Genomic DNA, 24758 nt, shown 5'->3' on the forward strand with positions numbered 1-24758 from the left:
CTGTAGCCTTCTTTACTTGCTTAGCCTTTCACAGAGCCCGCCGTCAAGCCGTCAATAATGTAGCGCTGCAGGAACAAATAAATGACCAGCACCGGTGTAATGACGACAATCATAAAGGCAAATACGACGCCCCAGTTCGTGCTGTACAGCGTAACGAAGTTAAATACCTGAAGCACAATCGTCCATTTGGTGCTGTCCGTGACCAAATAAAACGGGCCGAAAAAGTCATTCCATACCGACACAATGACGACGATGGAGACGGTCACCAGCACCGTGCTGATGAGCGGCAAAATGATTTTAAAATATAACCGGAAGTAGCCGCAGCCTTCCAAAATCGCTGCCTCATCCAGCTCGCGGGGCACCGATTTAATAAATCCGACGAGCAGAAATACCGCAAACGGCAGCAGCACCGCCGTATAATACATAATGATGCTTAAGTAGCTTCCTTTTATATGCAAAAGGTCCATCAGTCGAATCGTTGGCACGATCGAGACCGGCACAATCAGCCCCATAATGAAGGCTAAATATACGCCCTGCAAAAACTTGCCGCCGCGCCGCTGGATGACAAACGCAGCCATCGAAGCGAATAAATTGACGCTGACGACGACGAGCGCCGACAGCATAAAGCTATTTTTGAAGCCACGCAGTAGATTATCCTGATTAAATACCTCTTCATAATTGCTGAATACCCAATTGCTTGGCAGCGACAGCCCAAACAGCGCCGACTCCCGAATATCCTTAAACGAGTTAATGAATATCATAAAAAACGGAATGAGAATGAGCAGAGCCAGGCAGATCGCGAGCAGCTCCAGCAGCAAAGGAGAATATTTTCGGCTTCTCACATCTCCACCTCCCTCTTCTTCATCGCCAGCAATACCGGAATGCCGACAAGCGTGACCAGTACGAACAACAGCATGTTTATCGCAGTCGCATAGCCCATTTCACCGGAGCTGAATGTATTGCGGATGTACGTATAAAATACTTCCGTCGTGTAGCCCGGACCGCCTTCGGTCAGCACCATTACGATTTCGAACACCTTCATCGAGCCAATCATCGCCAGCAGCACGTTAACCGTGAACGCCGGAGCGAGCAGCGGAAAAACAACATGCTTGAACCGCGTCCAGTAGCCCGCCCCATCAATAGAGGCGCTCTCCGTCAAATCCTTCGGAATGAACTGCAAGCCAGCCAAATAGACGACCATCGAAAACCCCGCCACCCGCCAAATGTCGGTCATAATAACGGTGAACAGCGCGAAGCGAGGATCATTCAGCCAATCCTGCACCATAAAATCGATGCCCAGCAGTCCGAAAAACTGATTGACAATGCCATGCTCGGGATGATAAATCGCCCGGAAAATGTAGCCAATGACGAGCGGAGCGATGACATACGGCATAAAAAAGATCATCCGAAGCAGATTGCGCAGCTTCAGCTTTTCATTCAACAATAGCGCCAAGGCGAGGCCGACTGCATTTTGCAGCAGCGTAACGGCGGCGGCGAAAATAAGGGTGTTTATAAAAGCCTGCTTAAGGCGCGGCTCGTTAAACAGCTCCTTATAATTTTCAAGTCCAATAAATTTAATCGCATCGGCGTTAATATTCCAGTCGGTAAAGCTGTAATAGATCCCGATAACGGTTGGCGCAATGAAAAACAATAAAAACACGATAACTGCCGGAAATGAAAAATATAACGGATATTTGCTTCTCTCCATAGGGCTTGCCCTCCTGCTCCTGTCCTGTTTGGCCGGGATGGCGGGGCGAAGCCTCGATCACCTTGATCGCATCGCCCGCAGCACCTATCCCGTCCGGTAATTAACAGCTCCGGCTTGCCCTGCTGCCGTCTCTGTGGTTTATTTTTTTTACCCAGCCACTTTATTCAAAGCCTTCAAGACGCTTCGAGTTTCCGTCCTTCACATAGTTGGCATCCATCTCTTTAATCGCCGTGTCCACGTCGCCTGTGATGTGGAAGTTTTGCAGAATTTTGCCCAAGTCCAGGAACGATGCCGTCAGGCGATTTTGTACATTGACCTTCGATTTGCCCTCATCAATATAGTCTTTAACCGTCTGCTGCATCGGATACAGCTCGCTCGTTGCATCCTTGAACACCGGAATGCCCGGCTGGCTTTGGTAAAAGATATTGACGCTTTCTTTCGAAATCATAAATTTGACCAATTCCTTGGCAGCATCCAGATTTTTCGCCTTCGACGGCACCATCAGTTGGTTCGGAGGCGTAATCATGGCCGTACCTGTATCTGCTGCAGTTGGGAACGGGAAGAAGCCAATTTTGTTCGTTACAAAATCTTTGCCGAATTTTTTCTCAAGCTGCGGCAAAATGCCATCGAGCATAAACGCCATCGCTACCTTGCCTTCGCCAAGCTCGTTTTGCAGCTCGTCGAATGTGCCGGACAGCGTATTTTTTTGGAACAAGCCGAGATCCTTAATTTCCTTCGATTTTACAAAAAGATCCTTCAGCGCCGCGATATCCGACAGCTTCAGCTGATTGACGTTCAGCTTCTGTACGCCTTCGTCGCCAATTTCCTGGTCTACCTGACTAACCCAGCCGGTCAAATAAAATACTTGCGTCGGCCAGCCATCTTTTACTGCCTCATAAAACGGCGTTACGCCATCGGCCTTCAGCTTTTTAGCCGTTTCAATTAAATTCGCATAATTTGTTGGAGCGGCGACGCCCGCTTTTTCAAATACATCCTTATTGTAAAAGACGCCCATCATGCCGGTTTTGCCGAATGGCACGCCATAAGCTTTGCCAGCCGCATCCTTCTGGAAGTCCACAATCGTATCAATGACATTGTCCCAAACGCCAGCCTCGCCGGACCATTCGTACAGCGTCTCATCCGCTCTAAGCTTTACATATTGCTTCGTGCCCGGCTGCATGAGGAATACGTCAGGGAAATCGCCCGTCGAGAAGCGGGTTTTCAGCATATTGTCATAGTCGCCGCCCGGCAGCGCCTGTACCTCGACTTTATTGCCCGTCTTCGCTTCAAACTCTTTAAAAATAAGATTGTAAGGCGTGACATCCTCCGTATTCGGAATCAGAAAGGTCAGCGTAACGGGCTTTGCAGACGGCTTCGCGGACGCTTCAGTTGAGCTGCCCGCTGTTGCTGTTCCCTCCGGGGTATTCGTCCCCTGCGAGCTGCCATTGCTGCTCCCGCAAGCCGATAGCGAAAATGCTCCCAGCATCAGCGCCATTGTGAGGTAAACCGCTTTCATCTTTCTCATGATAAGACACCCTCTCCTTCATAATTATCTGCTTCTTTATTGTATTGAAAGCGCTTCCTCGCTTCTGTCCACGATTCTGACTTCTAATGTTTAATATTCCGACTATTATGAATGCGCTTCCAAGTGTTCAGGAATAAGAAGCTTAATTTCGGTTCCTGTACCTTTGCGGCTGTTAATATGAAACTCGAAGCGTTCGCCATAACGAATCCGATAACGCGAATACACATTTAGCACCCCGATGCCGCTGCGCGTGTCCGAGCTCAATCCTTCACCTTGTTGAAGCGGAGGCTTCAAGCTGCTTCTGATATCGGCCAAATGCTTGTCGGATATGCCCACGCCGTCGTCTTTGACGGTGAGCGTTATGCTGCCGCCCTCTCTGCTGACGATTACAGCGATCGTTCCTTTGCCCCGCTTGCGCTCAATGCCATGGAATACTGCATTTTCAACGAGTGGCTGAAGCGTCATTTTAAGCATAGGAAAGCTGTAGAGGTCGTCATCGATTTGCTGCTCAAAGGAAATTTTGTCTTCAAAGCGAATGCGCTGAATATTCATATATGCTTCAATTTGCACAAGCTCCTCCTGCAGCGTGACGATTTCATCCTTGTTTTTCGTATTGTAGCGAAAAATATCGGCGAGCGACTGCGCCATTTCACTAATTTCCTGCACTTGGTAATAGTCGGACATCGCCCGGATGCTGTCGAGCGTATTGTACAGAAAATGCGGATTAATCTGTGAATAAAGCATGGCGAGTTGTGCCTCCTGCAGCTTAATCTGGTTCACATACCTAGTCTCAATCAAATTTTGCAGCTCATCCTGCATCGCATTGAAGTTCATGCCGATTCTGCCAATTTCATCATTGCGCCGCACCTCGACGCGCACTGAAAAATCGCCGCGTTTAATGCGGTTAACCGTTTTGTACAAGTCCAGAATCGGTTTCGTAATCCGCTGCCCGAACAATACCGAAATAAGCAGCGTAATCACAAAGGCAATGAAAGCGGTCACAATAACCGTCGTCTTAATGATGTCTAATGCGCCAAAAATATCATGCTTCGGCACAATAAGCACGGCCTTCCAGTTCGAATAAGAGGAATTCGTATAAGACACAAGCCGATCTTCTCCATCCAGACTGAGCCAAAACTTGCCCTGACTGCCGTTAATGCGGCTCGTCAGCTCCTTCCCGCCTGCATAACGCTGCGCATCACCCGACGCATAAACAAGCCGGTTTCCTTCGTCAAGAATGACAATGCTGCTGTTTGGCGAAAGCCCGTCGTTGCGGCCAATGCTGTTGAACAGCTCCGCACGGTATTCGGCGCGAACTAAAATAAACTGCTCGGGATTGGAAAAATCGCGAATCATAATGGAGGAAAAATACGCCGTTTCCCCATCAATTGTCCGGTCTGCCGCTGGGATGAAGCCGCTGTAAAACACTTCGCCATCCTTCGCCACCGTTTGGCGGAACCATTCGGAGCCCCGCACCTTCGCCGGGTTATGCTGTCCGCTTTCGTCCGAAGAGCTAAGCAGCTCGCCATTGCTATAATAAATTTGAAAACGCAAAAAATCACGGATTGGCGTTACATTGAAGCTTTTCAAATACAAATCGCCGATTTTCTGCCTGAATAGGAAACGTTCGCGGTCGCTAAGCTCGGTGTAACGGTTAACGCCGTCAATATAGCTTTGCTCATTGTAGGAGGCAAGCAGCAGATTGCGCTTGCTATGAAAATCATTGTCCATATTTTTTTCAATTTGCTGGACGAGCAGCAGGCTGGCAGCCTCCGCTTGGCTTGCCATCGTTTTGTAGGAAATATAGAAGGAGACCGAACCGACCAGCGTAATGCACACCAAAATAATAATAAAGTAGCTCAGCAACAGCTCATTGCGCAGCCGGATAAAAATTCCCCCTCAGGCCTGTCATGTTTTATTTTCATTATAACGAATCGGACGAGCCGAACCTATAGCAAATAGTGTCTAGCTTAAAAAGCCCAAAGTCGCTTCTCTGATTCGAGACGGCTTTGGGCGAATGAATTTGCTTCCCTTCATTTGAAGCTGAAAAACGGAGCTTTTCCAAAAACTTGCTCGCAGCAGACTTGGCTAGACTTTGACCTGACTGGCGAAGCGGTAGGAGCCGGAGCCAATTTCCAGCACCGTTTGGCCGCCAAAAGCTCCAAGCAGCTTGATATCATGGCTGCCGGACGGACTAGCTGGGAACAACTCCGTTGAAGCATCCTCCAGCGTACCAATAGCTGCTCCATCGATGGCGTTGACCGCACCTGGAATGTAAAGCGTTGCCGTCGTATTAGCAGGAATTTGTACGTTAAGCTGGTACTCGCCGGACTGATCTATTTGCCAGTCTACTTCGATTTTTCCATATAACGAACTAAAGTGAGATTTCACAAAAGAAAGGCCGCCTCCCGGCTGGGGACGGATAATCGCATGACGGAAGGCAGGTGCTGCCTTGTCTGCTTCAATGCCTGCCATATAGCGGAACATCCACTCTCCGACGGAGCCTAGCGAATAATGATTGAAGGAATTCATCTGCGGCGTCTGGAAGCCGTTTTCCTCCGTCCAGCCATCCCAGCGCTCCCAAATGGTCGTCGCTCCATGCTTGATGGAATACATCCACGATGGAAAAGCCTCCTGCGTCAGCAGTTGGTAAGCAACGTCCAGCCGGCCGTTATCAGACAGCGCGGGCAGCAAATAACCGACGCCGAGGAAGCCCGTCGTCAAGCGGTTTCCGCGGCTGGCAATATCCGCTGTGAGATGGTCGACTGCTTTTAAGCGCAGCTCCTCTGTCAGCAGGCCAAATTGCAGCGCAAGTACATATACCGTTTGCGTCTCCCCATGTATGCGGCCCTCGTCCGTTACAAAAGCAAGGCGGAATGCTGCGGCAATGCCCTGAAACAGCTGCTCCAGCCGGCGGACATCGTCCTCCTTGCCCAGCACGCCGGCAATTAATCCAAGCACCTTCGTGCTGTAGGCAAAATAAGCGGTTGCCAGCACCTCGTTTGGCGTATCCGCATCAATGGACAGCCAGTCGCCGTAGTTGGCATAGTTCGGCCTTACAAGCTCCTCGGTCGTTGCATGCAAGTAATCGACCCATCTGCTCATCGCCTCATAATGCGTTTCCAGAATGCGCACATCGCCATACATTAAATACAGCGTCCATGGGATAATGACGCCCGCATCGCCCCAGCCTGCGTTATCCGGCGCATACCAGTTCAGGCGCGTGCTCCAGTTTTTATAGCGAATCCAGCCTGCATCCGGCGCCACATCGGTGAAAGCGCCCGAAGGCTGCTGGCAATCAATCATATCCCACATAAATTTATTAAAAAACCTTGCCACATCCATATTGTACGAGGCTGTACGCGCAAAAATTTGCGCATCCCCCGTCCAGCCAAGCCGCTCATCCCGCTGTGGACAATCGGTCGGGACGGACAAAAAGTTGCCGCGCTGCCCCCATGTAATGTTGGAAAACAGCTGATTGACCATCGCATTCGACGTTTCCAAATGCCCAGTCTCCGGCGTGTCGGAGTGAACAACCTTGCCTACAATCGTATCCAAATCAGGCTCTCCAGGAAAGCCAATCAGCTCCACATAACGAAAGCCATGGAATGTAAAATGCGGCTCGTAGCGCTCCAGCCCTTCGCCTTTAAGCGTATAATGCTCCTGCTGAACAGCAACACGCAAATTATCCAAATATAGCGAGCCATCAGGACAGAGCATTTCCGCATGGCTGATCGTGATCGTTGTGCCGCGCTCCCCGCTAACGCGAAGCTCCGTCCAGCCGACCATATTTTGTCCCATATCAAAAATATAACTGCCGCTTGGTGTCTTTTCCATCCGGATTGGCCTTATCGTCTTCATCACCTTGATCGGCGGCTCATTAGACGCCACCAGCATGCCGTTATAGCCAGGCCGGACATCTGGCTCCTCCCAACGGCTGTCATCAAAGCCCGCTTTCGACCAGCCCGCCATTTCAAGTCTCGCGTCATAGGCTTCGCCCATAATAAAATCGGAATACAAAATTGGACCTTTGCTCACCTTCCACGTATGATCGGTCGCCACACTTTGCTTCGTGCCATCCTCATACTCCACATAAACCTGCATCATAAAAAACGGACGCTCCCCGTACACCTTGTCGCCAAGAAAGCCGACCGTGCCCGCATACCAGCCTTCTCCTATAATGACACCAAAGGCGTTGTCGCCTTCATGCAGCAGCGGCGTAATATCGTAGGCCTGCACCTGCGAGCGGACATTGTAGTCCGTAAAGCCTGGGGCAAAATAATCCCCCACCCGCTGCCCGTTAACGTAAAGCTCGAACAAGCCGAGCGCTGTCGCATAAGCTGTGGCGCGGCGCACCTTGCCGCCCAAGGTGAATGGCTTGCGCAAATGAGGCGAAGGCTGTCTGCCTGCTGCTTGCTCATCATGCTTGCGGCCAATCCATTTTCCCCGGTACGCTGCCCTATGAAGCAGCCCTATCGTCCAGAAGTTTGGCTCGCTCCATTCTGATACGCGCCCATAATTGTCCCAAACGCGCACCTTCCAAAAGCATTCGGCTTCCGCATCAAGCGGGCTGCCGCCATATTCCACCTGAATCGAATCGCTCGATTCCGTTTTTCCGCTATCCCAGCGATCGCCCTCATCTGCGCCCAGCTGTTCTTTTGAAGAAGCAACTAGCACCTGATACGCTGTTTGGCGGACGGAACGCTCCTCCGAGCGCAGCTTCCAGAACAAGCGCGGCTTAGCCGCTTCAATACCGAGCGGATTCGTCATATACTCCGTTTTGCAATCCTCAATCGTTAACGCCATAAAGCTTCAGCCTCCCGCAATTTTTATCGCTTCAAACGTTTCCTGCTGCTTGCTCTTCTGCTTGCTCCTGTGCTATATCTGGGCTGTTATGAACCAATCGCTCATGCAGAAAATCAACGATATGCTGCACCTGCATTTGACCGTCTCCATGCTTGGCTACTCCGAGCTTCATTTGGAGTAGGCAGCCAGGGTTGCTCGTAAGCAAATAATGCGCCTTTGTCGCATTGGCATGCTCCATTTTGCGCGCTAACAGCCCTCCTGCCATTTCCGGCTGAACAATATTGTAGGTGCCCGCCGAGCCGCAGCAGCGGTCAGCCTCAAACATTTCTACAAACTCAGCTCCACTTACCTCTCGCAGCAGCTTCCGGGGAGCATCAGCAGAGCGCATCACATTTCGCAAATGGCAGGAATCCTGATACGTAATCCGAATCGGCTGTTCCTTCATCTGGGCGGTAGCAAGCTTGCCGGAACGGATAAGCAAATCGCTAATATCCACAACACGCTTCGCCAGCCAGACTGCGCCTTCCCTCCACTGCTCATCCTCATGCAGCAAATGATCGTATTCCGTGAGGATGGCGCCGCATCCGCCGGCATTGGATACGATATAATCCACACCAGCGGCCTGAAAAGCGGCAATGTTAAGCCTGGCTAGTGACCGCGCATCCTCCGTCTCCCCGCTATGCGCATGAAGCGCTCCACAGCAAGCCTGTGTATCCGGTATGAAAACCTCAAAGCCAGCTTCCGTCAGCAGCTCCACCGTCTTGATGTTCGTTTCCGTGAACAGCATATCCATGAGACAGCCGCGAAATAGGCCGACGCTAGCTATTTTCACCCCTTTTGCCGGATGATGACTGCCGATTTTCTGAACAATTCCTTTGCTTGAGGCATACGGCAGCACCTCCTCCATCTCGCTCAAATGCGCCGGCAGCAGCTTCATAACGCCAGAGCTGCGCGCCAGCTTGCGAAGCCCAGATTGCTGATACAGCTGCATAGCTCCTCCGAGCAGACGCACTCGCTTCTGATGGGGAAAAAGCTGCTTGAACACAACCTGCCGCAGCGGCTTCACCCACCACCGATGGCTTTCCGTATGCTCTTCAATCGCCTCCCTCGTCTGCTCAATGAGCTGGCCATATTTCACATCTGCCGGACAAGCGGGCTCGCATGCGCGGCAGCCGAGACAGTGGCTCATCTGCTCCTCAAAGGACTGGTCGGGCATCATCAAACCATCGGCAACCGCTTTCATTAATGCGATGCGACCGCGTGGCGATTCGGCTTCAATGCCGGTTTCACGGAACGTTGGGCAAGCAGGCAGACAGAAGCCGCAGCGCATGCAATTGGTCAATTGATCCTCATCCAGTCGCAGCTTGAGCTTTCCAGCAAGCTGCAGCTGCGGAGAACTGCACGCGGGTTCCGTTCCTGGCGCGTTAACGCTTGTGGTTGCAGTTGCTGCTGTGCTTCCAACCATTAGCCTGTCTACCGTTTTAACCATGCTGAAGCACCACCCTCTTGCGCGACTGTTTGGCGAATATTTTGCCGGGATTGAGCAATTGATGCGGGTCGAACGCCTGTTTAACTGCCTTCATCACTTCGATGCCTGCGGAGCCGACCTTCCATTCGAGATAAGGAGATTTGACCAGTCCGACGCCATGCTCGCCTGTAATCGTCCCGCCCAGCCGAATCGCTGCCTCGAAAATTTCTTCAAACGCTGCTTCGACACGGTGGATTTCTTCCTGATCCCGAGCATCAGTCGTTGCTGTAGGATGCAAATTGCCGTCGCCCGCATGGCCGAAAGTACAAATGGTCACCTGATGCTTTTGGGCAATCCGATTAATTTCCAGCACCATTTCGGCAATTTTGGAGCGAGGCACCGTCGCATCCTCAAGAATCGTCGTCGGCCGTAATCGTGCCAATGCAGTAAACGCACTACGCCGTGCCGTAAGCAGCTTGAGCGCTTCCTCCGGACTTTCGGCGACGCTGACGCTGTGCGCCTGCTCGCTTCGGCAAATTTCCTCGATCCGGGCAATGTCCCGTTCCACCACTTCCAGCTCTCCGTCCTGCTCAATGAGCAAAATCGCCTCCATATCTAGCGGCAAGCCAAGCTTGGCAAAATCGTCGACCACCCGCACCGTCGCATTGTCGAGAAATTCGAGCGTAGATGGAATAATCCGATTTTCAATAATTTTGGAAACCGTTCGCGCCGCGCCATACAAATCCTTATACATCGCCAGCATCGTCTTCTTGAACTTCGGTGGCGGCACAAGCTTGAGCGTCGCTTCGGTAATAATCGCAAGCGTCCCTTCAGAGCCTACGAGCAGCTTGGTCAAATCATAGCCCGCTACATCCTTCATCAGCTTGCCGCCGGTACGAATAATTTCGCCGCTTGCCAATACGGCCTCCAGTCCAATGACATAATCTTTCGTTGTGCCGTATTTGAGCCCGCGCAGCCCGCCAGAGCATTCAGCGATGTTGCCGCCAATCGTTGATATTGCCATGCTGCTGGGATCGGGCGGATAAAACAAGCCGAGCGACTCCACATGGGCGATAAAAGATTTCGTAATGAGGCCGGGCTGAACGACCGCAGCCAAATTTTCAAGATCGACCTCCAAAATACGATTCATCCGGTGCATGACCATCACGACGCCGCCCTCTACCGGAACGGTGCCACCGCATAAGTTCGTGCCTGAGCCGCGGCCGATGATGGGAATGCGATGCTTATTCAGCACCTTCATAATCGCACTCACCTGCTCCGTATTCGCGGGATAGATAACGCCGTCGGGCAGCGCTTGAAGCATGGGCGTCCCATCATAAGAATGGGTAACGAGCGCCTGCGCATCATCCTTGTAATATTCATTGCCAACAATCGCTAGAAGCTCGTGCCGAATCTCTTGCTGAAGCATCCTTTTGCCCCCTGCTCAAATGATTTATTAATTAATCAGGTCATCTGATGACTTTAAATTAAAAAAAGTATACAATAAAATAGATAAAAGCGAAAGTGCAATTTTTGAGCAAGCTAGTGAGTTGTTTGAAGGGAGTTATTATGGAGATCAGCCCAAACCGACCGCTCAAAAGCTATGAGTGGGTCATGAACGATATTAAACGAAAAATGGAGGACGGCTCGCTCGCCCCAGGCGACCGGCTCTCCTCTGTTGCCGACCTTGCCGCCTCCTATGGCGTAGGGCAATCTACGATCCGCGAGGCATTAAGCGCGCTGCGGGCCATGGGCAGACTGAATATTCGCCAAGGCAGCGGCACTTATGTCACAGCTCCACCAGAGCCTGCTTCCATAACAGCTCCAAGCTTTCTCTATGACGAAGCGTGGATGGATCGTGCGCAAACGCTGCGCCATATTTTGGAGGTGCGCAAGGTGCTGGAAACCGGCTGCGCTGCGCTTGCTGCCCGTAACCGGACCGAAGCTGATTTGGCCGCTCTGGCCTCCATTTTGCAGAGCATGAATGAACGCCTTGGCGATGAGGCTTTCAGCGAGCAGGCGGACATCCGCTTTCATCAGGAGCTCGCGAAGGCGACCCATAATCCCGTGCTGCTGGAAATGATGGAGTCGTTGTCGTCCAAGCTTCATGAGAGCATGAAGGATACACGGGCTTTGTGGTTTTATGCGGAGCGCTCAACAGCGGAGCGGCTGCTGGACGAGCATCAGGGAATTTACGAGGCGATTGTCGGCCGGCAGCCTGCGGAAGCATCCCAGCTTATGGAGGCGCATATTTCCAAGGTAGAGTCGGTGCTGCTCGGCAAGCTGGCTTCTGGCTAAATAACAAAGGGAAAGCATCTGAGTGAACAGAAGCTTTCCCTTTTTTTTTGACACGACTATCTTCATATTGCCACGTTCTTCTTCCCCTGTTACCCTTTAATCCCCGTCATTGCGATGCCTTCAATAAAATGCCGCTGCGCAACGAGAAAGACGATCAGCGAAGGAATAACGATGACCGAGGTCGCCGCCATCATCAGATGCCACTGCGCTGAATAGGAGCCTTGAAACAGCGTCAGCCCCTGCATAAGCGTATAATTGCTCTCCGAGGTAATGAAAGCCAGCGGTCCTAAATAATCGTTCCAGTTTGCCAAAAACGTAAGCAGCCCGACAACAATCATCGCCTGTTTGCCAATCGGCAAAATGATTTGCAAGTAGATTCGGAAATGTCCGGCTCCGTCCACCTTTGCGGCTTCATCCAGCTCCGTCGGGATGCTGAGGAAAAACTGCCGCAGCAGAAAAATGTTGAACACGCCTCCTCCAAACCACGCTGGTGCAATGAGCGGTACGAACGTATCGGTCAAATGCAGCGCATTCCAGAACACATATTGCGGGATCATGACGACGAAAAACGGAATCATTAACCCCGTTAATATAAATCCAAACACCTTGTCGCGGCCCTTCCAGTGAATGCGCGAGAAGCTGTAGGCACAGACCGAGCTGGAAAATAGCACGCCAAGCATCGCCGACGCCGTAATGACCGTGCTATTGAGAAAAAATCGCCCGAACGGATAGGCGCCCAGTGCCTGCTCAAAATTATCCCAGCTCAAATCGTCTGGCAGCAGCTTCGGCGGTATTTGATATAAATCGCCCATATTAATGAGCGAGGTTCGCAGCATCCAAAAAATCGGAAACAGGAAAAACAGGCTGCCGCCAATAAGCAGCGCATAAATAACGATTCGATTGGCCATAGATTGCTTTTTCATCTGCGCTCCTCCTTGCCCTCATAATAGACCAAAGACTTGGAGAAGTAGAAAATCGCTGCGGTGAACAGCATAATGACGAGAAACAGCAATACGGAAATCGCACTGGCGCTGCCCATTCGTGAAGACTTGAAGCCTTCATTGAACAAATACAGCACATAGAGCAAGCTCGCATTGTTAGGCCCGCCCTGCGTCATGACCGCTGGCTGCACGAACGTCTGAAACCCATTAATGAACGCAATAACCGTATTGAAAAAAATAATCGACGAGCTCATCGGAATCGTAATGTAAATCAGCTTATGCAGCCGATTGCCACCATCGAGCTCAATGGCCTCATAAAGGTGGGCAGGAATGCCCTGCAAACCTGCTAGAAAAATAACAATCGTATTGCCCAGCGTCCAGAAGCTGAACAAAATGAGCGTCGGCACAACGGAGGTCGTATCGCCGAGCCATCTGGAGGTTGGCAAATGCAGCGCTTCCAGCGCATAGTTGACGATGCCAAAATCCGGCTGCAGCAGCCACATCCAAACCATCGAGGACGCGGCAAGCGGAATAATAACGGGCAAATAAAATACGCCGCGAAAAAAGCTTTTGCCCGCGACCTGCTGATTCAGCAGTATCGCTAAAAAAAACGATAAAATAATGCCCAGCGGCACGCTCAGTCCAACATAATAAACCGTTGCTTTCACGGCCGGGTAGAAAAAGGGATCTGCCCCGCTAAACAAGCTGGCATAATTGTCAAAGCCGATCCATTTCGGCACAGTGCCGACGCTGTAGGAAGTGAAGCCCAAATAGAAGGTTGCCGCAATCGGCACAATGACGAAAATGACGTAGCCCAGCAGTACCGGAGAAGCGAAGAGCAGGCCGAAGCCCAGCTCCCCGAATTTCCGTTTTTGCCTGACTCCGCGCTCCGCCTTTAATTCACGCTCATGAACGCTTGCCAGTGGTTTCATAACAGCTCTCTCCAAACTCGTTTTATCGGTTATTCGCTCACATCATAGCGGCCTTGAATTTCCGGCTGCACCTTCGCTTCGACTTCCTTCATCGCTTCTACCGCCGTTTTGCGGCCTAACCATACTTCATCCATGCCGGAGAAGGTAATGGCATTCACCTTCGAGAAATTTTTAATATAATAAGAGCCGTTCGGCACGCCGTTTTGCAGCAGATTGTTCATCATCGCATCCTTGAAGCCCGCTGGATGCGCCGGATTATTTTCTGCCCACTTCGCTACAAGCTCTGGATCGGTATACCATTTCGTCATCGTCGGCATCCAAAGGCCGCCCTTATAGAGGTCAATCGAGCCTTCCGGATTTTCCAGGAATTTCGTGAGCAGCCATGCTTCCTCCAAATGCTTCGTCGATTGGTAAATGACCGATGCCCCGCTAATGCCCATCGGCACGCTGCGCTTCATTTTCGGCAGGACGCCAATATCGTAGTTTACTCCAGCCGCCCCGAGATCAAGATTGATCCACTGCCCATGCATCGACATGGCGACCAGCTTCGATTGCAGCGCTACCGCCTGCGAAGGAATCGACTTCATCTGTACCGGAGACGGCGCAACATGGTGCACATTAATTAAATCTGCTAAACGCTGAATCGCTTCAGTCGCTTCCGGCTGGCTAAAGCCGAATTTGCCATCCTTCGTAATCCACTCGCCTTCATTGTTAATAACCGTTGCCTGCACCGGTCCATGCCATGTTTCAAAGGATACGCCGTATTGGCGGATGTTTTTCGGATCAAAATCCGCTTCAGAGGCGTTTTTGCCGTTTTTGTCAATCGTCAGCTTCTTGGCAACGTCGACAAACTCATCCCAAGTCCAAGCTTCCTCCGGCTTCGATGGCGGATATGCGGCATTCGCCTGATCGAACATATCCTTGTTGTAAAATAAACCGAATGTCTCGCCCGCTGTGCTAATGCCGTAAGCAAAATCCTCGGATGATTTGAACCAAATATAGTCGAGGAAATCGTCGCGCTTCAGCTCGCCGTCGTTATCCAGCAGCTCGAACAGATTGACGAATTTCCCCTCCTTCTGCCAAGGGTCAGCAAGCTCCCCGTGCATATAACCGAGATCCGGGGAGTCGTTGCCTGCAACCATCGCCGTAATTTTTGCATCGTAGTCCGCCTCTGGAATATGAATGGCGTTAACTTTAATCCAAGGGTATTTTTCCGTAAAGCTTTTGGTCGCCTGCTCCATCGCCGACTTCTCCTGCGGGCTTCCCCAAAACGTAAACTTAAGCGTTACTGGCTCTTTCTCCTCAGGCGTCGCTGACGCCTCGCCTTTCGGCGATTCCGCAGGCTGCTGGCTGCTAGCCCCTTCACTTGCTGGTGTTGTTCCCCCGTTGCCTGTGCCGCTGCATCCTGCCACAACGAGTGTTAACGATAGTAGCAATGCAGTGAATGCTGACCTTCCTTTGAATCGTGCGATCATATAAAGCCTCCCTTTGTTATGCCAATCTCTTTGTACAGCTCTATCATATTGAATGCGGTTACATTTTAAAATTCGAATATATTTATAATGGTGGACTTTTTATAGCGCTTGCCAAAAACTTGCAAAAAAATCAGACTTACGCTAAAATAATGACTGTGGTCATTTATTGACTGAAGTCATTATTGATGAAGGCGGTGTGCTTACATGGTACTGCGACAACAACGGAAGCAGGAGCTTAAAGAACGTATTTTTATGTATGCCGTGCAATTATTTCGGGAAAAAGGATTTGCAAACGTCACAATTGATGAGATTACGCAAGGCTGCGGCGTTGCCAAAGGAACGTTTTATAACTATTTTCCACGCAAGGAAGCGATCCTGCTCGATTTGGGTCAGACACAGATGAAAGTGACTCAAGAAAACCTTGAGCGATATTCATTAATTAATGGCATTAAAGAAAAGCTTCTAACGCTATTTCGCGACTTGTTCCAAAAATATGCCGTAAACGCTGAGCTTGCGAAGCTCACCATTTCGGAAATGCTGCGCTCTCCCCTGCTGATGCAAGAAGAATTTAATATCATTAATAAATTTGAGGAGCTGCTTAAAGGCCTCCTAAATGAGGCCCAGCAGCAAAATCAATTGCCAAGCTATCTCGCTAGTGCAGATGTCGCAGCCGTGCTCGCAGGCTTGTACTTTCATGCCCTATTGACCTGGGCAGCATCACTTGAGGATGCTCTGCAAATGCAAGCTGGCTTTGAGCGCCGTTTCGAAGTTATCTGGGAAGGCTTGAAAATGAGAGGTGAATTCGCATGATGCTGTGGATCGCAATAAGCGGGTTTATTTTGCTGCTGCTTAGCGCCATTCATGTTTATTGGGCCTTTGGCGGAAAATGGGGCGCAAGCGCCGCTCTGCCTACGAAAGCAAATTCGCAGCAAATGCTGTTTCTTCCGGGAATAGGCGCTACGCTAGTCGTTGCAGGTCTGCTGCTCTGCTCGGCGTTAGTACTGTTCATTCAGGGTGATGTGCTGCCCTTCCTTTCAGGCTCGCCATTCATCAAGTGGAGCTGCTGGGCATGTGCAGCCGCCTTTACGCTGCGGACGATTGGCGATTTTAACTATGTTGGCATTTTCCGTAAAGTTCGCTCCACCCGCTTTGCCAAATTTGACCTGTATTTGTTTACGCCGCTTTGCCTGCTGCTGTCAGGCGCATTTTATACGGCTGCAGTCTTGGCAACCTAACCAATTTAGACCGTATATGCAAACGTAAGCGAGCCAGATCAAGCTAGAATTTGGTGGACACAGCAGCAGCTATTTCAACCGGATCACAGGTTATGGCACAGGCTGCGGACTCAGAAGCCGCTAATGTGCGGCCAAAAGCCATTTTGACGGGTTAATGAAGGCAATAACGGATTTCCTGTCCGCGTACGGCCTGAAATCGGATCAAAAGCCATAATAGTGGAACCACAGTCCTTCAAAAAAAGAGGGCGCGTCCCGAGCTGCGTGGCTCAGCCACCATGGTCTCAGCAACAATCGCATGCCGCGGCTCCCCGGCCTTGAATCGTCAGATGAGATTGGCCTCAAATAAGCGCTAAGCAAGGCGCAGCAGGCCGAATCCGGTTTGCATGCACACCCTAAACCATTTTGTTATACTAACAATTTTGTTTATGCTTTTACTCTTTATGTTAAGTATTAGAGGCCGTAAACTGCTCCATAAAAGCATCACGGCTTCCACGAAATACATTAATATCGACGTACATGTCTATACCTGCCACATGTCCGCGGTTATGGTATTGCCAGAACTGCCAGCCGCGCTCTCCAAGCTTCGGATGCTTGACAATGTCGCGAATCCAAATTTCATAGGGGGCAAAAGCGGATACACCTTCTATATAAGTATGGTAAGTATCATACGTCACATACAATATAGGTTTTTTGCCATAATGCGCCTCCATGCCGTCCGCTAGCGCCTGCAGCTCCTTATGTACGTTAGCTTGGTCATGGTCCAGGCTGATTTCCAGATCGATGACGGGTGGCAGGCTATCCTGCTCATATGGAACTGTTTTTATAAAATGGGCAGCCTGCTCCTCCCCCGTACTCATCGTTGTGAAAAAATGATACGCTCCCGTCAGAAAGCGCTGCTCCCTCGCTCCCTGCCAATTTGCTTCGAACCGCTCGTCGGTATAATCCTTGCCCTCCGTTGCTTTCACAAACATGAATTCATATTTCCCCGTCGCTTTTATGTGCTTCCAGTTTATTTCGCCTTGATAATGCGATACATCCAGCCCTTTCACCTCATAGGCATTCGCAAATATGGAATTATGCCAAATGACCCCTTTATACTCTAAAACCCCTAGCAATACTAACAATGCCAGCCCACCAATGATTATATTTCGCCATTTCTTATTCCTCTTCATTTGCATGCTCCCTTTCTTTCATTATGAATATTATACCAAGTGAACAAAATGAAGCCTACAAAAAAACTCGCCCTGCCTCCCGTGTTCAGGAAGCGAGCGAGTTTTTGCTGCAGCGTGCTGGATGTAATGCTTTTAAATAGCAAAAATATGATTGCCGATCTGTACGATCTGTTCCCTCGTCCAAATCCAAGATGACGTTGCGGTCTTCGGGTTAAAATAATACAGTGCGCCATTCGTCGGATCATTTCCGGCAACTGCCTCGACTGCGGCCTTGTAAGCTGTGGAATCTGGCTTAAGCTTGTACTGTCCATCATCAACTGCTGTAAATGCACCTGGCTGCTCGATAATGCCTTTAAGCGTATTAGGGAACTGTGAGGAAGCCAATCGGTTCATCACGACGGCGCCTACGGCCACCTGCCCCTTGAATGGCTCGCCACGCGATTCGGCAAAAATAATACGGGCCAGCAGGTTCAGCTCATGCTCGCTGACGGATACTTTTTTCAGCGTCTTCCAGGTTTGCTTGCCAGCAATGCCGTCGGATTGGAGGCCGTAATCTTTTTGAAACCGTTTCACGGCATCCTCGGTCATTTTACCGTAGAAGTCCGTTACCTCGTCATTCATAAAATACCCTAAAATCTTTAATCGATACTGGACGTCGGGAACATCTTCCCCTTTGCTGCCATAGCTCAGTGTAGCCGGGGCCGCGGCTCCAACAATTTGAAGCGGCAAGCTGACGACCAAAATAATCGCAAATATATATGCTAATAAATTGCGAAATATTAATTTATTTTTCATAATTCTAATATTCCTCCTTTTTAAAACAAGTACAAAACTTATTTTTCAAATTTATTTTTATTAATTTCAGCACTCGTATGAGTTTAACATAGTATTAAAATGAAAGTAACCGTATTTGCATAATTACATGAATTTACTAATGTTTGGACAAGCATAAACAGCGGTCTAGCGCGCTATACGGGAGTTTTCTCCAGGGAACTGCTATAATGAGGGATAAATGATTGGCAGAGGTGATAAATGATGAATATTATTAAAGTGAAGGATCGGCAGGAGCTGGACAAACGGGTCCCATCTATGCCTTGGTATATTGAGAAATTTATTAATTATAAGCTGCCCGACCTCTCCCCTTCGTCGCTGCTTGAGTATGTAAGGGATTATGAGCTTTTTCTAAATTGGCTCGTTACGGAAGGGCTATCTGAGGCGACGGTAATCAAAGACGTTCAGCTAACAGAGCTGGAGCGGCTTCATATGGACAGCATTGACAGCTTCCGCATGTTTCTCGCTACCCATCCTAGCCATAATAATCGTAAAACGACGATTACCCGCAAGCTTTCCTCGCTGCGCTCGCTTTTTCATTATTTGAGCCAAATCGCCGAGGATGAGCAGTTTTATCCGCTGTTGAAGCGCAATGTCATGGCGAAGGTTGCTATTAAGCGCACAAGCAAGCCTAAGGATACGGCGGCGAAGCTGGAAGGCAAGCTGCTGCAGGAGGAGGAAATTGGGGAGTTTCTTGCTTATATTGCAAGCGGCTACGAAAGCGATCTTGCCGGCAACAAGCAGGCGCTGTATTCCTATGAGCTGAACAAAATACGGGATACTTGCATCATCAGCTTTATTTTGCATTCCGGCCTGCGCGTATCCGAGCTGATCAATCTCAACGTCGATGACATTGATCTGAAAAAAAAGCTCGCGCATGTTTACCGTAAAGGTAAAAACGACGATTCGTTTAAAACCCCGGTCTATTTTCGCCAGGAAGCGGTTGATGATCTACAGGTGTACCTGCAAATGCGCGATACGCATTATAAAGCGCCGAAACGGGAAAAAGCGCTGTTCCTTGCCATTGCGAACGGCAAAAAAGAAGGCTCGCGCATGACGAAACGAGCGGTGCAGGCGATGGTTATGAAATACGCCAAGCGTTTCGGCAAACCCTATCTATCCGTGCATAAGCTGCGCCATTCGTTCGCAACTGACTATTATTTGCGTAATGACCTGTACAAAACGCAGGAACAGCTTGGACATGCATCGCCGGAGACGACGCAAATTTACGCTCATTTGACCGATAAGACGATGGCGGAAGCGATTGATCGGGAATAAGCTGGGGAATAAGCGAGGCCAAGTCAAATAGCCTTCTCGGCAGCAGCTGGCATTCTGCTCATGCAAGAAGGCTATTTATTTTGTTCCATTCTCAAGCTCAAAAATCTTTGGACAGCTCCATATCTGTAGCGGAAATGCCCTCTTCCACCGCAAACTCAAAATCTTCAATGTCGTAAATTTGCACGGGGATCTCTGCTTGAATCAGCTTATCCTGAAACTCAAACTGGTCGGAAAGCAGCGGCAAATTAAATTTCAATGCGGTCAGCAGCAGCTCCGTTTCGATCGGATCGAACGCCTCGCCGTATTGCGCGCTGTCTACAGCATGTACAATTGTAAACTGTATTCGCTCGTTAAGCAGCAGCGGCGAGCTTTCCCGCCAAGGCACCTGCATCGTGCGTTCGATTTTTTTACGATTGAGCGGATCTTCAAAAAAAGCAATCAGCTCGCCAATTTTATTTTTGACATGAGCATCATCATCTGGATCTTCCATAACGGGATCTGATCCGTCTCTCATATCATAAAGCTCCAAAATGGAAGAATAAGGAACAACATAATCAATGGGGCTACTTGGAACGAGAAGGTGACCATAAGTTGCCACCATTACTGCCTCTATTACAAACCGTCGCGGCATGTTTGACCTCCTTCTATAAAACAACGTTTCCACATTATTATACAATAATCCAACTGGTGTACAAGATAGCCAATCGCCAAATTTGCATTAATTCCGTGCGCCGCAGTACAATGGTGGGGAAATCATTATCGGAGGTACATACATGATTAGAGAAGAAGCAATCATTATTGGCGCTGGTCCCTGCGGCCTTGCCGCGGCAATTGAGCTGCAGCGCATCGGAATCCGCCCCCTTATAATAGAAAAAAGCCATCTGGTCCATTCGATCTCGCAGTACCCGACCTATATGCATTTTTTCAGCACGCCGGAGCTGCTTGAAATTGGCGACATTCCATTCACGACGCCGAATGACAAGCCTTCACGGCTTGAAGCGATGAATTATTATCGCACAGCGGCGCTGCGCCATGAGCTTCGGATTAATCCCTATGAGACGGTAACGCGAGTCGTTCGTGAAAATGGCCGCTTTACGCTCACCAGCACCAATCGCTTTGGCGAACCGCTGACCTATTCCAGCCGCTATGTTATTATTGCCACAGGTTATTTTGACCATCCGAATTATTTGGGTATTCCAGGTGAGGAGTTGGAGAAGGTGACGCATTTTTTCCGCGAGGCCCATCCGTATACCGGAATGGAGGTTGCGATTATTGGGGGCAGCAATTCCGCTATCGATGCAGCGCTTGAGCTCGAACGCATCGGGGCGAAGGTGACCGTAATTTATCGCGGTGAGCACTATTCATCGAGTATTAAGCCATGGGTGAAGCCCGGCTTTGAGAGCAAAGTAGCCAAGGGGCAAATTGCGATGCGCTTTCGCTCTCGCGTCATGAGCATCGATGACCGCAGCGTCACGCTTGAAGACTCTGAGGGCAAGCATACGATTGCAAATGATTTTGTGCTTGCGCTGACAGGCTTTCATCCAGATCGGGATTTCCTGACGGATACGGGCGTCGTTATGGCGGAGGAAGGTTATCCGTTTTTCGACGAAGCTACGATGGAGACGAATGTGCCAAACTTGTTTCTTGCCGGTGTTGTTGCTTCACGTCATGAAGCGAATGAAATTTTCATTGAAACCGGACGTTTTCACGGTAGAAAAATTGCCGCGCATATCGCCCAAAACACCGCAGCCGACAAATAAAATGCAAGAACCGTAACAGTTAGAGGCTGCCCATGGCCAGAGAGAGCGCAATGTGATGCGCTAAACCTCTGAGCATGGGCAGCCTCTTCTATAAATCTGTCATGAAACGGTTAGCCTCGCTCGCTCCATGCTTCACCCAACAATTCACTATTAATGCTTACAGCCGCCATTGATCCCATTGAAGCCGCCGCAACGACCTGATACTTTTGGGAAGCAGCGTCGCCGGCACTATAGATGCCCGGCACATTCGTCTTGCCAAACTCATCGACAACAACAGCCCCTGCTTCTGTCATTGCACAGCCCATAGCCTGCGGAAGATCCGATCCAATCGCCAGCTTCGGCACAAAGAAGATACCTTCGCACGATATGATTGATCCATCCTCCAGCACAACTTGCTGAACGCTGCCGTTAGCTGCTTCAATTCGCTGAATTTTTGAGTCAAATATGGGCACATCATGCTGCTGCAATTCCTCGCGCTGCTCAGCGGTCATTTCGTCAGGACCATCGGTGCAAATGGTATATTGGCTTGTCCAGCCTGCTATTATTTTGGCGAAGTGCAGCGCATGATCCCCCTTGGATATTATAACCAGCTTCCTATCCCTCATTTCCCAGCCATCACAATACGGGCACACAAATGCGCTTTTTCCATAAACGTCAGTTAATCCTTCAATATCAAGTGGAAGATCCTTCATCCCTACGGCAAAAAGCAGCTTTTTGGCCCCGAAGGTTGATCCTTTTGCGGTCGTAATCATAAATTCCCCATCGGCTCCCGTTACGGCTACGGCTGAGTCATTTTCAAAATGAACGGATGGGTAGACACTTATCTGCTCGCGCGCAATTTGACGGAACTCGCTAGGCTTAATGCCGTCTCTCGTCAGAAAGCCATGCGATTCCTGCGTCACCCGATTGCGCGGACGCTCTTCATCAATAACGATAACACTTTTCCTCGCTCTGCCTAATACCAGTGCGGCACTAAGTCCTGCCGGCCCTCCACCAATAATCGCAACATCCATCAGTTGTTTCATATTAACCACCTTCCGAGAGTTTTAATGTCTTTAATTGAATGAAAAAAAACCCTTCTAATACTCATCGTTTTCTATTGCGCTACGATAATTTGGAGATTAGAAAAATATTACACTGTTTTGAATATCTCTTTTAAAAATCTATTAAAGACACTTAATGTCCGCTATCGAGCTGCAAATATTATTATAGACAAAACGAGTCTTTAATTCAAGCTTTATTTTTTGACGGCAACTTATCTTTCAAAAAGCCCGTTTTTGGAAAGAAAATAAAGTCTTTCGTATGGATATTGACGTTATATCGAGGGTTAAAGAGAGCCTTAGTTTGTGAAAAAACCTTGAAAGCACTCTGTACCTATAATCCTTCCAATTCATTTAAATACGGACGCTCGTTTTTGCCATTAAACCATTTCTTGCGGGAAATGATATGATTTATACATCATTAAATACTAATGGAAACGAAACATTCATTTCAAAAGATGACACTCGAACAAAGTTGGCCTCTCCCCTTTCATAGGCGGTGGATAAATAAACGGAGGTGAATCGAAATTATGTTGTTACAAAAATAATTGGTACATATAAACAATGCTAGGTACAAGGCACTTAATTAGTACTTAATTAAAGTACAAGACCAGCTTAGTAATTCCCGAGCATCGGTTAGTGGCGGTTAGAATGTATAATCAAGTAGGTTCTAACCCGCCAGGATACAACTATATGAAGGATTAATAGAATTTTGGCGACAAAGTCTTAACATGCATATTGAGCTAACCATTCGTTTATTAACTTCTAAAGACATTAACAGACCGGAAATTGGATTCTGATTTTTGTAACGATAAACCTCCCCCTTTTGTAATATTACCATACTTTCGTACCAATCGTTTCAAATATCTACCATAAATCTAGGTTCTAATGGCCAAAAGAAAAGCCCAAGCATGAATATGCTTGAACCCTGTTATGGATAATTCTTTTTGGTTGGTGTTCTTATTTTTCATAATCCATATCAACTTGGATCCCCAGTAATTTGCTCTTCTCTGACTCGTCAGTAAGAGTGAGGATAATGTTTTTTTCAATTATCTCATGATATTCTTCTTTATCCATTATTTCTTCTACCGTTTGTAATGTATCTTCGTTCACCGAAGCAATATACTGAAAGTTCCCGATTTTTGTTCTCTCATAAGCAAGCTTGAAAAGTGTGTACCTCTGTCGTGGATCCATGTTACTAAAAAGTCTACTATCATGAAATATAAATTTCACTTTATGGTTCAACTGTAGAAGTAATAGAGTCATATCAAAACAAAATATTTTCACCTCGTTTACTCCATCAGAAGAATCATCTTGAATTTTTGCCTTAATATCAAAACGCAGTGTATTTTCTCCATCATTATTTGTGACTTTTATTCCTCCGGGCTTATTTTCGTAAAACGATTTGGACATCTCTCGGAAAGTTACCATAATATTATCAAGCAACTCGCTAATTGATTCCAAGTATTCTTCCGCTTGTTTAGTCTCATTTGTATATTCAGTTTGAATATCTCTTAGTTTCTTTTTATAGGTTTTTATTATGTTCTGATGCTCTTCAAGTCTGCGTTTCTTAGATTTAATATCGCTTAATTTATTATTTAGGCTCACATATTCATCAAGTGCACCGTGTGTATTCAGATATCCAAGTAGCCTGTCTAATTCGTCACCAGTTAATTCAATATCCTTATTCATGCTACTCAGATTTTCGCGATTATTTTTTAATTCATTAAAAAGGCGCTCTTTTCTCTTTGTTAACAAACCATTATGAAAATTGAGTACTTCTTGTACTTGTCGTTTTACCATCTCGGGTATTTGTATATTTGCTTGTTGATACAATTTCGCAACACGATCCGCAGATACATCTGGTTCAATTTGTAGTGATTTTTCAATATTTCTTATAGAATTCGCCAATAAAACTCTTTTATTTTCGAGCTTCTTTAAGGTATAACTTACCTCATCTGCTTCTTTTTCAATATCATGATAATTAGAAGCTACCTTAAAACTTTGCAATTGATCCTGAAGTTGGGATACTTCTTCTTCTAAATCGTAAATCTCAATAAGTGAATCTTTATTGTTTTTGAAGTGTTCAATAATGACAGGGTCCTTCTCTAAACCTTTCATTAATCTATCCGAGCTAGTTTGTAAATCACGAAGTTCCTTTTTCGCACTAATTAAGTCTACATCAATACCCAATAAAAATGCGGTATTAATTAATTTACTACACTAGCGTTGCATTAATGTTCTCTGAATCTTCCTAATTTTCTATCACGGCTACTTTTGTGCATAAAA

Annotated in this window: 20 protein-coding genes; 5 read left to right on the forward strand and 15 right to left on the reverse strand. The window is 48.3% G+C overall.

Annotated elements, in window-relative coordinates; genetic code table 11:
* Positions 1 to 20: 20 nt before the first annotated feature.
* The 7 genes from WH37_RS13535 to WH37_RS13565 form a co-directional block, all read right to left on the reverse strand.
* Positions 21 to 842, reverse strand: a complete 822-nt coding sequence (locus tag WH37_RS13535; RefSeq protein ID WP_046231083.1) for a carbohydrate ABC transporter permease — start codon at positions 840 to 842, stop codon at positions 21 to 23.
* Entirely contained in the window at positions 839 to 1708 is an 870-nt protein-coding gene (locus WH37_RS13540; protein ID WP_046231084.1) for a carbohydrate ABC transporter permease, read from the reverse strand. The genes WH37_RS13535 and WH37_RS13540 overlap by 4 nt, the downstream gene beginning before the upstream one ends.
* A 160-nt stretch (positions 1709 to 1868) precedes the next feature.
* Positions 1869 to 3233 (reverse strand): ABC transporter substrate-binding protein, encoded by a 1365-nt coding sequence (locus tag WH37_RS13545; RefSeq protein ID WP_046231085.1) that lies wholly within the window; start codon positions 3231 to 3233, stop codon positions 1869 to 1871.
* Positions 3234 to 3338: 105 nt separating this feature from the next.
* Positions 3339 to 5099: a sensor histidine kinase gene (locus WH37_RS13550; RefSeq protein ID WP_046231086.1), complete on the reverse strand. Its 1761-nt coding sequence runs from the start codon at positions 5097 to 5099 to the stop codon at positions 3339 to 3341.
* Positions 5100 to 5321: 222 nt separating this feature from the next.
* Positions 5322 to 8039, reverse strand: coding sequence for an alpha-L-rhamnosidase (locus WH37_RS13555; RefSeq protein WP_046231087.1), 2718 nt, complete (start codon positions 8037 to 8039; stop codon positions 5322 to 5324).
* Positions 8040 to 8070: 31 nt separating this feature from the next.
* Positions 8071 to 9504 carry a (Fe-S)-binding protein gene (locus WH37_RS13560; protein ID WP_143088402.1) on the reverse strand — a complete coding sequence of 478 codons (1434 nt, stop codon included), beginning with the start codon at positions 9502 to 9504 and terminating at the stop codon, positions 8071 to 8073.
* Positions 9505 to 9520: 16 nt separating this feature from the next.
* Complete coding sequence (locus WH37_RS13565) at positions 9521 to 10936, reverse strand: FAD-linked oxidase C-terminal domain-containing protein (RefSeq protein WP_046231088.1); 1416 nt, start codon at positions 10934 to 10936, stop codon at positions 9521 to 9523.
* A 140-nt stretch (positions 10937 to 11076) separates the two neighbouring features.
* Between WH37_RS13565 and WH37_RS13570 the strand changes: the two genes are divergently transcribed.
* The gene (locus tag WH37_RS13570) at positions 11077 to 11805 is read left to right on the forward strand and encodes a FadR/GntR family transcriptional regulator (protein WP_046231089.1); all 729 of its coding nucleotides are present in this window, start codon (positions 11077 to 11079) and stop codon (positions 11803 to 11805) included.
* An 89-nt stretch (positions 11806 to 11894) separates the two neighbouring features.
* On the opposite strand, the gene WH37_RS13575 is transcribed toward WH37_RS13570, so the two are convergent.
* The 3 genes from WH37_RS13575 to WH37_RS13585 are packed head-to-tail and all read right to left on the reverse strand — an operon-like array spanning position 11895 to position 15153.
* Positions 11895 to 12728: a carbohydrate ABC transporter permease gene (locus WH37_RS13575; protein ID WP_046231090.1), complete on the reverse strand. Its 834-nt coding sequence runs from the start codon at positions 12726 to 12728 to the stop codon at positions 11895 to 11897.
* Entirely contained in the window at positions 12725 to 13678 is a 954-nt protein-coding gene (locus WH37_RS13580) for a carbohydrate ABC transporter permease (protein ID WP_046231091.1), read from the reverse strand. Before WH37_RS13580 ends, WH37_RS13575 begins: the two co-directional genes overlap by 4 nt.
* A gap of 29 nt (positions 13679 to 13707) precedes the next feature.
* Complete coding sequence (locus WH37_RS13585; protein ID WP_046231092.1) at positions 13708 to 15153, reverse strand: ABC transporter substrate-binding protein; 1446 nt, start codon at positions 15151 to 15153, stop codon at positions 13708 to 13710.
* A gap of 204 nt (positions 15154 to 15357) precedes the next feature.
* On the opposite strand from WH37_RS13585, the gene WH37_RS13590 reads away from it, so the two are divergent.
* Both WH37_RS13590 and WH37_RS13595 read left to right on the forward strand, forming a co-directional pair.
* On the forward strand, positions 15358 to 15963 hold the full coding sequence (locus WH37_RS13590) for a TetR/AcrR family transcriptional regulator (RefSeq protein ID WP_046231093.1): 606 nt from the start codon (positions 15358 to 15360) through the stop codon (positions 15961 to 15963).
* Complete coding sequence (locus WH37_RS13595) at positions 15960 to 16388, forward strand: DUF3995 domain-containing protein (RefSeq protein WP_046231094.1); 429 nt, start codon at positions 15960 to 15962, stop codon at positions 16386 to 16388. Before WH37_RS13590 ends, WH37_RS13595 begins: the two co-directional genes overlap by 4 nt.
* 443 nt (positions 16389 to 16831) lie before the next feature.
* Here WH37_RS13595 and WH37_RS13600 read toward each other — a convergent pair whose 3' ends face one another.
* Together WH37_RS13600 and WH37_RS13605 are read right to left on the reverse strand one after the other, a co-directional pair.
* Positions 16832 to 17560, reverse strand: a complete 729-nt coding sequence (locus WH37_RS13600) for a GH25 family lysozyme (RefSeq protein WP_046231095.1) — start codon at positions 17558 to 17560, stop codon at positions 16832 to 16834.
* A gap of 132 nt (positions 17561 to 17692) precedes the next feature.
* Positions 17693 to 18355, reverse strand: a complete 663-nt coding sequence (locus tag WH37_RS13605) for a cell wall hydrolase (RefSeq protein ID WP_046231096.1) — start codon at positions 18353 to 18355, stop codon at positions 17693 to 17695.
* Positions 18356 to 18595: 240 nt separating this feature from the next.
* On the opposite strand from WH37_RS13605, the gene xerS reads away from it, so the two are divergent.
* Entirely contained in the window at positions 18596 to 19669 is a 1074-nt protein-coding gene (gene xerS, locus WH37_RS13610) for a tyrosine recombinase XerS (protein WP_046231097.1), read from the forward strand.
* 97 nt (positions 19670 to 19766) lie between these two features.
* Here xerS and WH37_RS13615 read toward each other — a convergent pair whose 3' ends face one another.
* Positions 19767 to 20300 carry a hypothetical protein gene (locus tag WH37_RS13615; protein WP_046231098.1) on the reverse strand — a complete coding sequence of 178 codons (534 nt, stop codon included), beginning with the start codon at positions 20298 to 20300 and terminating at the stop codon, positions 19767 to 19769.
* Positions 20301 to 20442: 142 nt separating this feature from the next.
* On the opposite strand from WH37_RS13615, the gene WH37_RS13620 reads away from it, so the two are divergent.
* Positions 20443 to 21429 (forward strand): YpdA family putative bacillithiol disulfide reductase, encoded by a 987-nt coding sequence (locus WH37_RS13620; protein ID WP_046231099.1) that lies wholly within the window; start codon positions 20443 to 20445, stop codon positions 21427 to 21429.
* Positions 21430 to 21539: 110 nt separating this feature from the next.
* On the opposite strand, the gene WH37_RS13625 is transcribed toward WH37_RS13620, so the two are convergent.
* Together WH37_RS13625 and WH37_RS13630 are read right to left on the reverse strand one after the other, a co-directional pair.
* Complete coding sequence (locus tag WH37_RS13625) at positions 21540 to 22454, reverse strand: NAD(P)/FAD-dependent oxidoreductase (protein ID WP_046231100.1); 915 nt, start codon at positions 22452 to 22454, stop codon at positions 21540 to 21542.
* A gap of 975 nt (positions 22455 to 23429) precedes the next feature.
* Entirely contained in the window at positions 23430 to 24590 is a 1161-nt protein-coding gene (locus tag WH37_RS13630) for a DUF2326 domain-containing protein (protein WP_052736966.1), read from the reverse strand.
* Positions 24591 to 24758: the final 168 nt, after the last annotated feature.

Origin of the sequence: Paenibacillus algorifonticola (assembly GCF_000971975.1) — a bacterium.
Lineage (GTDB): Bacteria > Bacillota > Bacilli > Paenibacillales > Paenibacillaceae > Pristimantibacillus > Pristimantibacillus algorifonticola.

Coding starts and splice junctions, on each gene's coding strand:
- WH37_RS13540 (WP_046231084.1), bottom strand. CDS start 1,708: ATGGAGAGAAGCAAATATCCGTTATATTTTTCATTTCCGGCAGTTATC.
- WH37_RS13545 (WP_046231085.1), bottom strand. CDS start 3,233: ATGAGAAAGATGAAAGCGGTTTACCTCACAATGGCGCTGATGCTGGGA.
- WH37_RS13555 (WP_046231087.1), bottom strand. CDS start 8,039: ATGGCGTTAACGATTGAGGATTGCAAAACGGAGTATATGACGAATCCG.
- WH37_RS13560 (WP_143088402.1), bottom strand. CDS start 9,504: ATGGTTGGAAGCACAGCAGCAACTGCAACCACAAGCGTTAACGCGCCA.
- WH37_RS13565 (WP_046231088.1), bottom strand. CDS start 10,936: ATGCTTCAGCAAGAGATTCGGCACGAGCTTCTAGCGATTGTTGGCAAT.
- WH37_RS13570 (WP_046231089.1), top strand. CDS start 11,077: ATGGAGATCAGCCCAAACCGACCGCTCAAAAGCTATGAGTGGGTCATG.
- WH37_RS13575 (WP_046231090.1), bottom strand. CDS start 12,728: ATGAAAAAGCAATCTATGGCCAATCGAATCGTTATTTATGCGCTGCTT.
- WH37_RS13580 (WP_046231091.1), bottom strand. CDS start 13,678: ATGAAACCACTGGCAAGCGTTCATGAGCGTGAATTAAAGGCGGAGCGC.
- WH37_RS13585 (WP_046231092.1), bottom strand. CDS start 15,153: ATGATCGCACGATTCAAAGGAAGGTCAGCATTCACTGCATTGCTACTA.
- WH37_RS13590 (WP_046231093.1), top strand. CDS start 15,358: ATGGTACTGCGACAACAACGGAAGCAGGAGCTTAAAGAACGTATTTTT.
- WH37_RS13595 (WP_046231094.1), top strand. CDS start 15,960: ATGATGCTGTGGATCGCAATAAGCGGGTTTATTTTGCTGCTGCTTAGC.
- WH37_RS13600 (WP_046231095.1), bottom strand. CDS start 17,560: ATGAAGAGGAATAAGAAATGGCGAAATATAATCATTGGTGGGCTGGCA.
- WH37_RS13605 (WP_046231096.1), bottom strand. CDS start 18,355: ATGAAAAATAAATTAATATTTCGCAATTTATTAGCATATATATTTGCG.
- xerS (WP_046231097.1), top strand. CDS start 18,596: ATGAATATTATTAAAGTGAAGGATCGGCAGGAGCTGGACAAACGGGTC.
- WH37_RS13615 (WP_046231098.1), bottom strand. CDS start 20,300: ATGCCGCGACGGTTTGTAATAGAGGCAGTAATGGTGGCAACTTATGGT.
- WH37_RS13620 (WP_046231099.1), top strand. CDS start 20,443: ATGATTAGAGAAGAAGCAATCATTATTGGCGCTGGTCCCTGCGGCCTT.
- WH37_RS13625 (WP_046231100.1), bottom strand. CDS start 22,454: ATGAAACAACTGATGGATGTTGCGATTATTGGTGGAGGGCCGGCAGGA.
- WH37_RS13630 (WP_052736966.1), bottom strand. CDS start 24,590: ATGAAAGGTTTAGAGAAGGACCCTGTCATTATTGAACACTTCAAAAAC.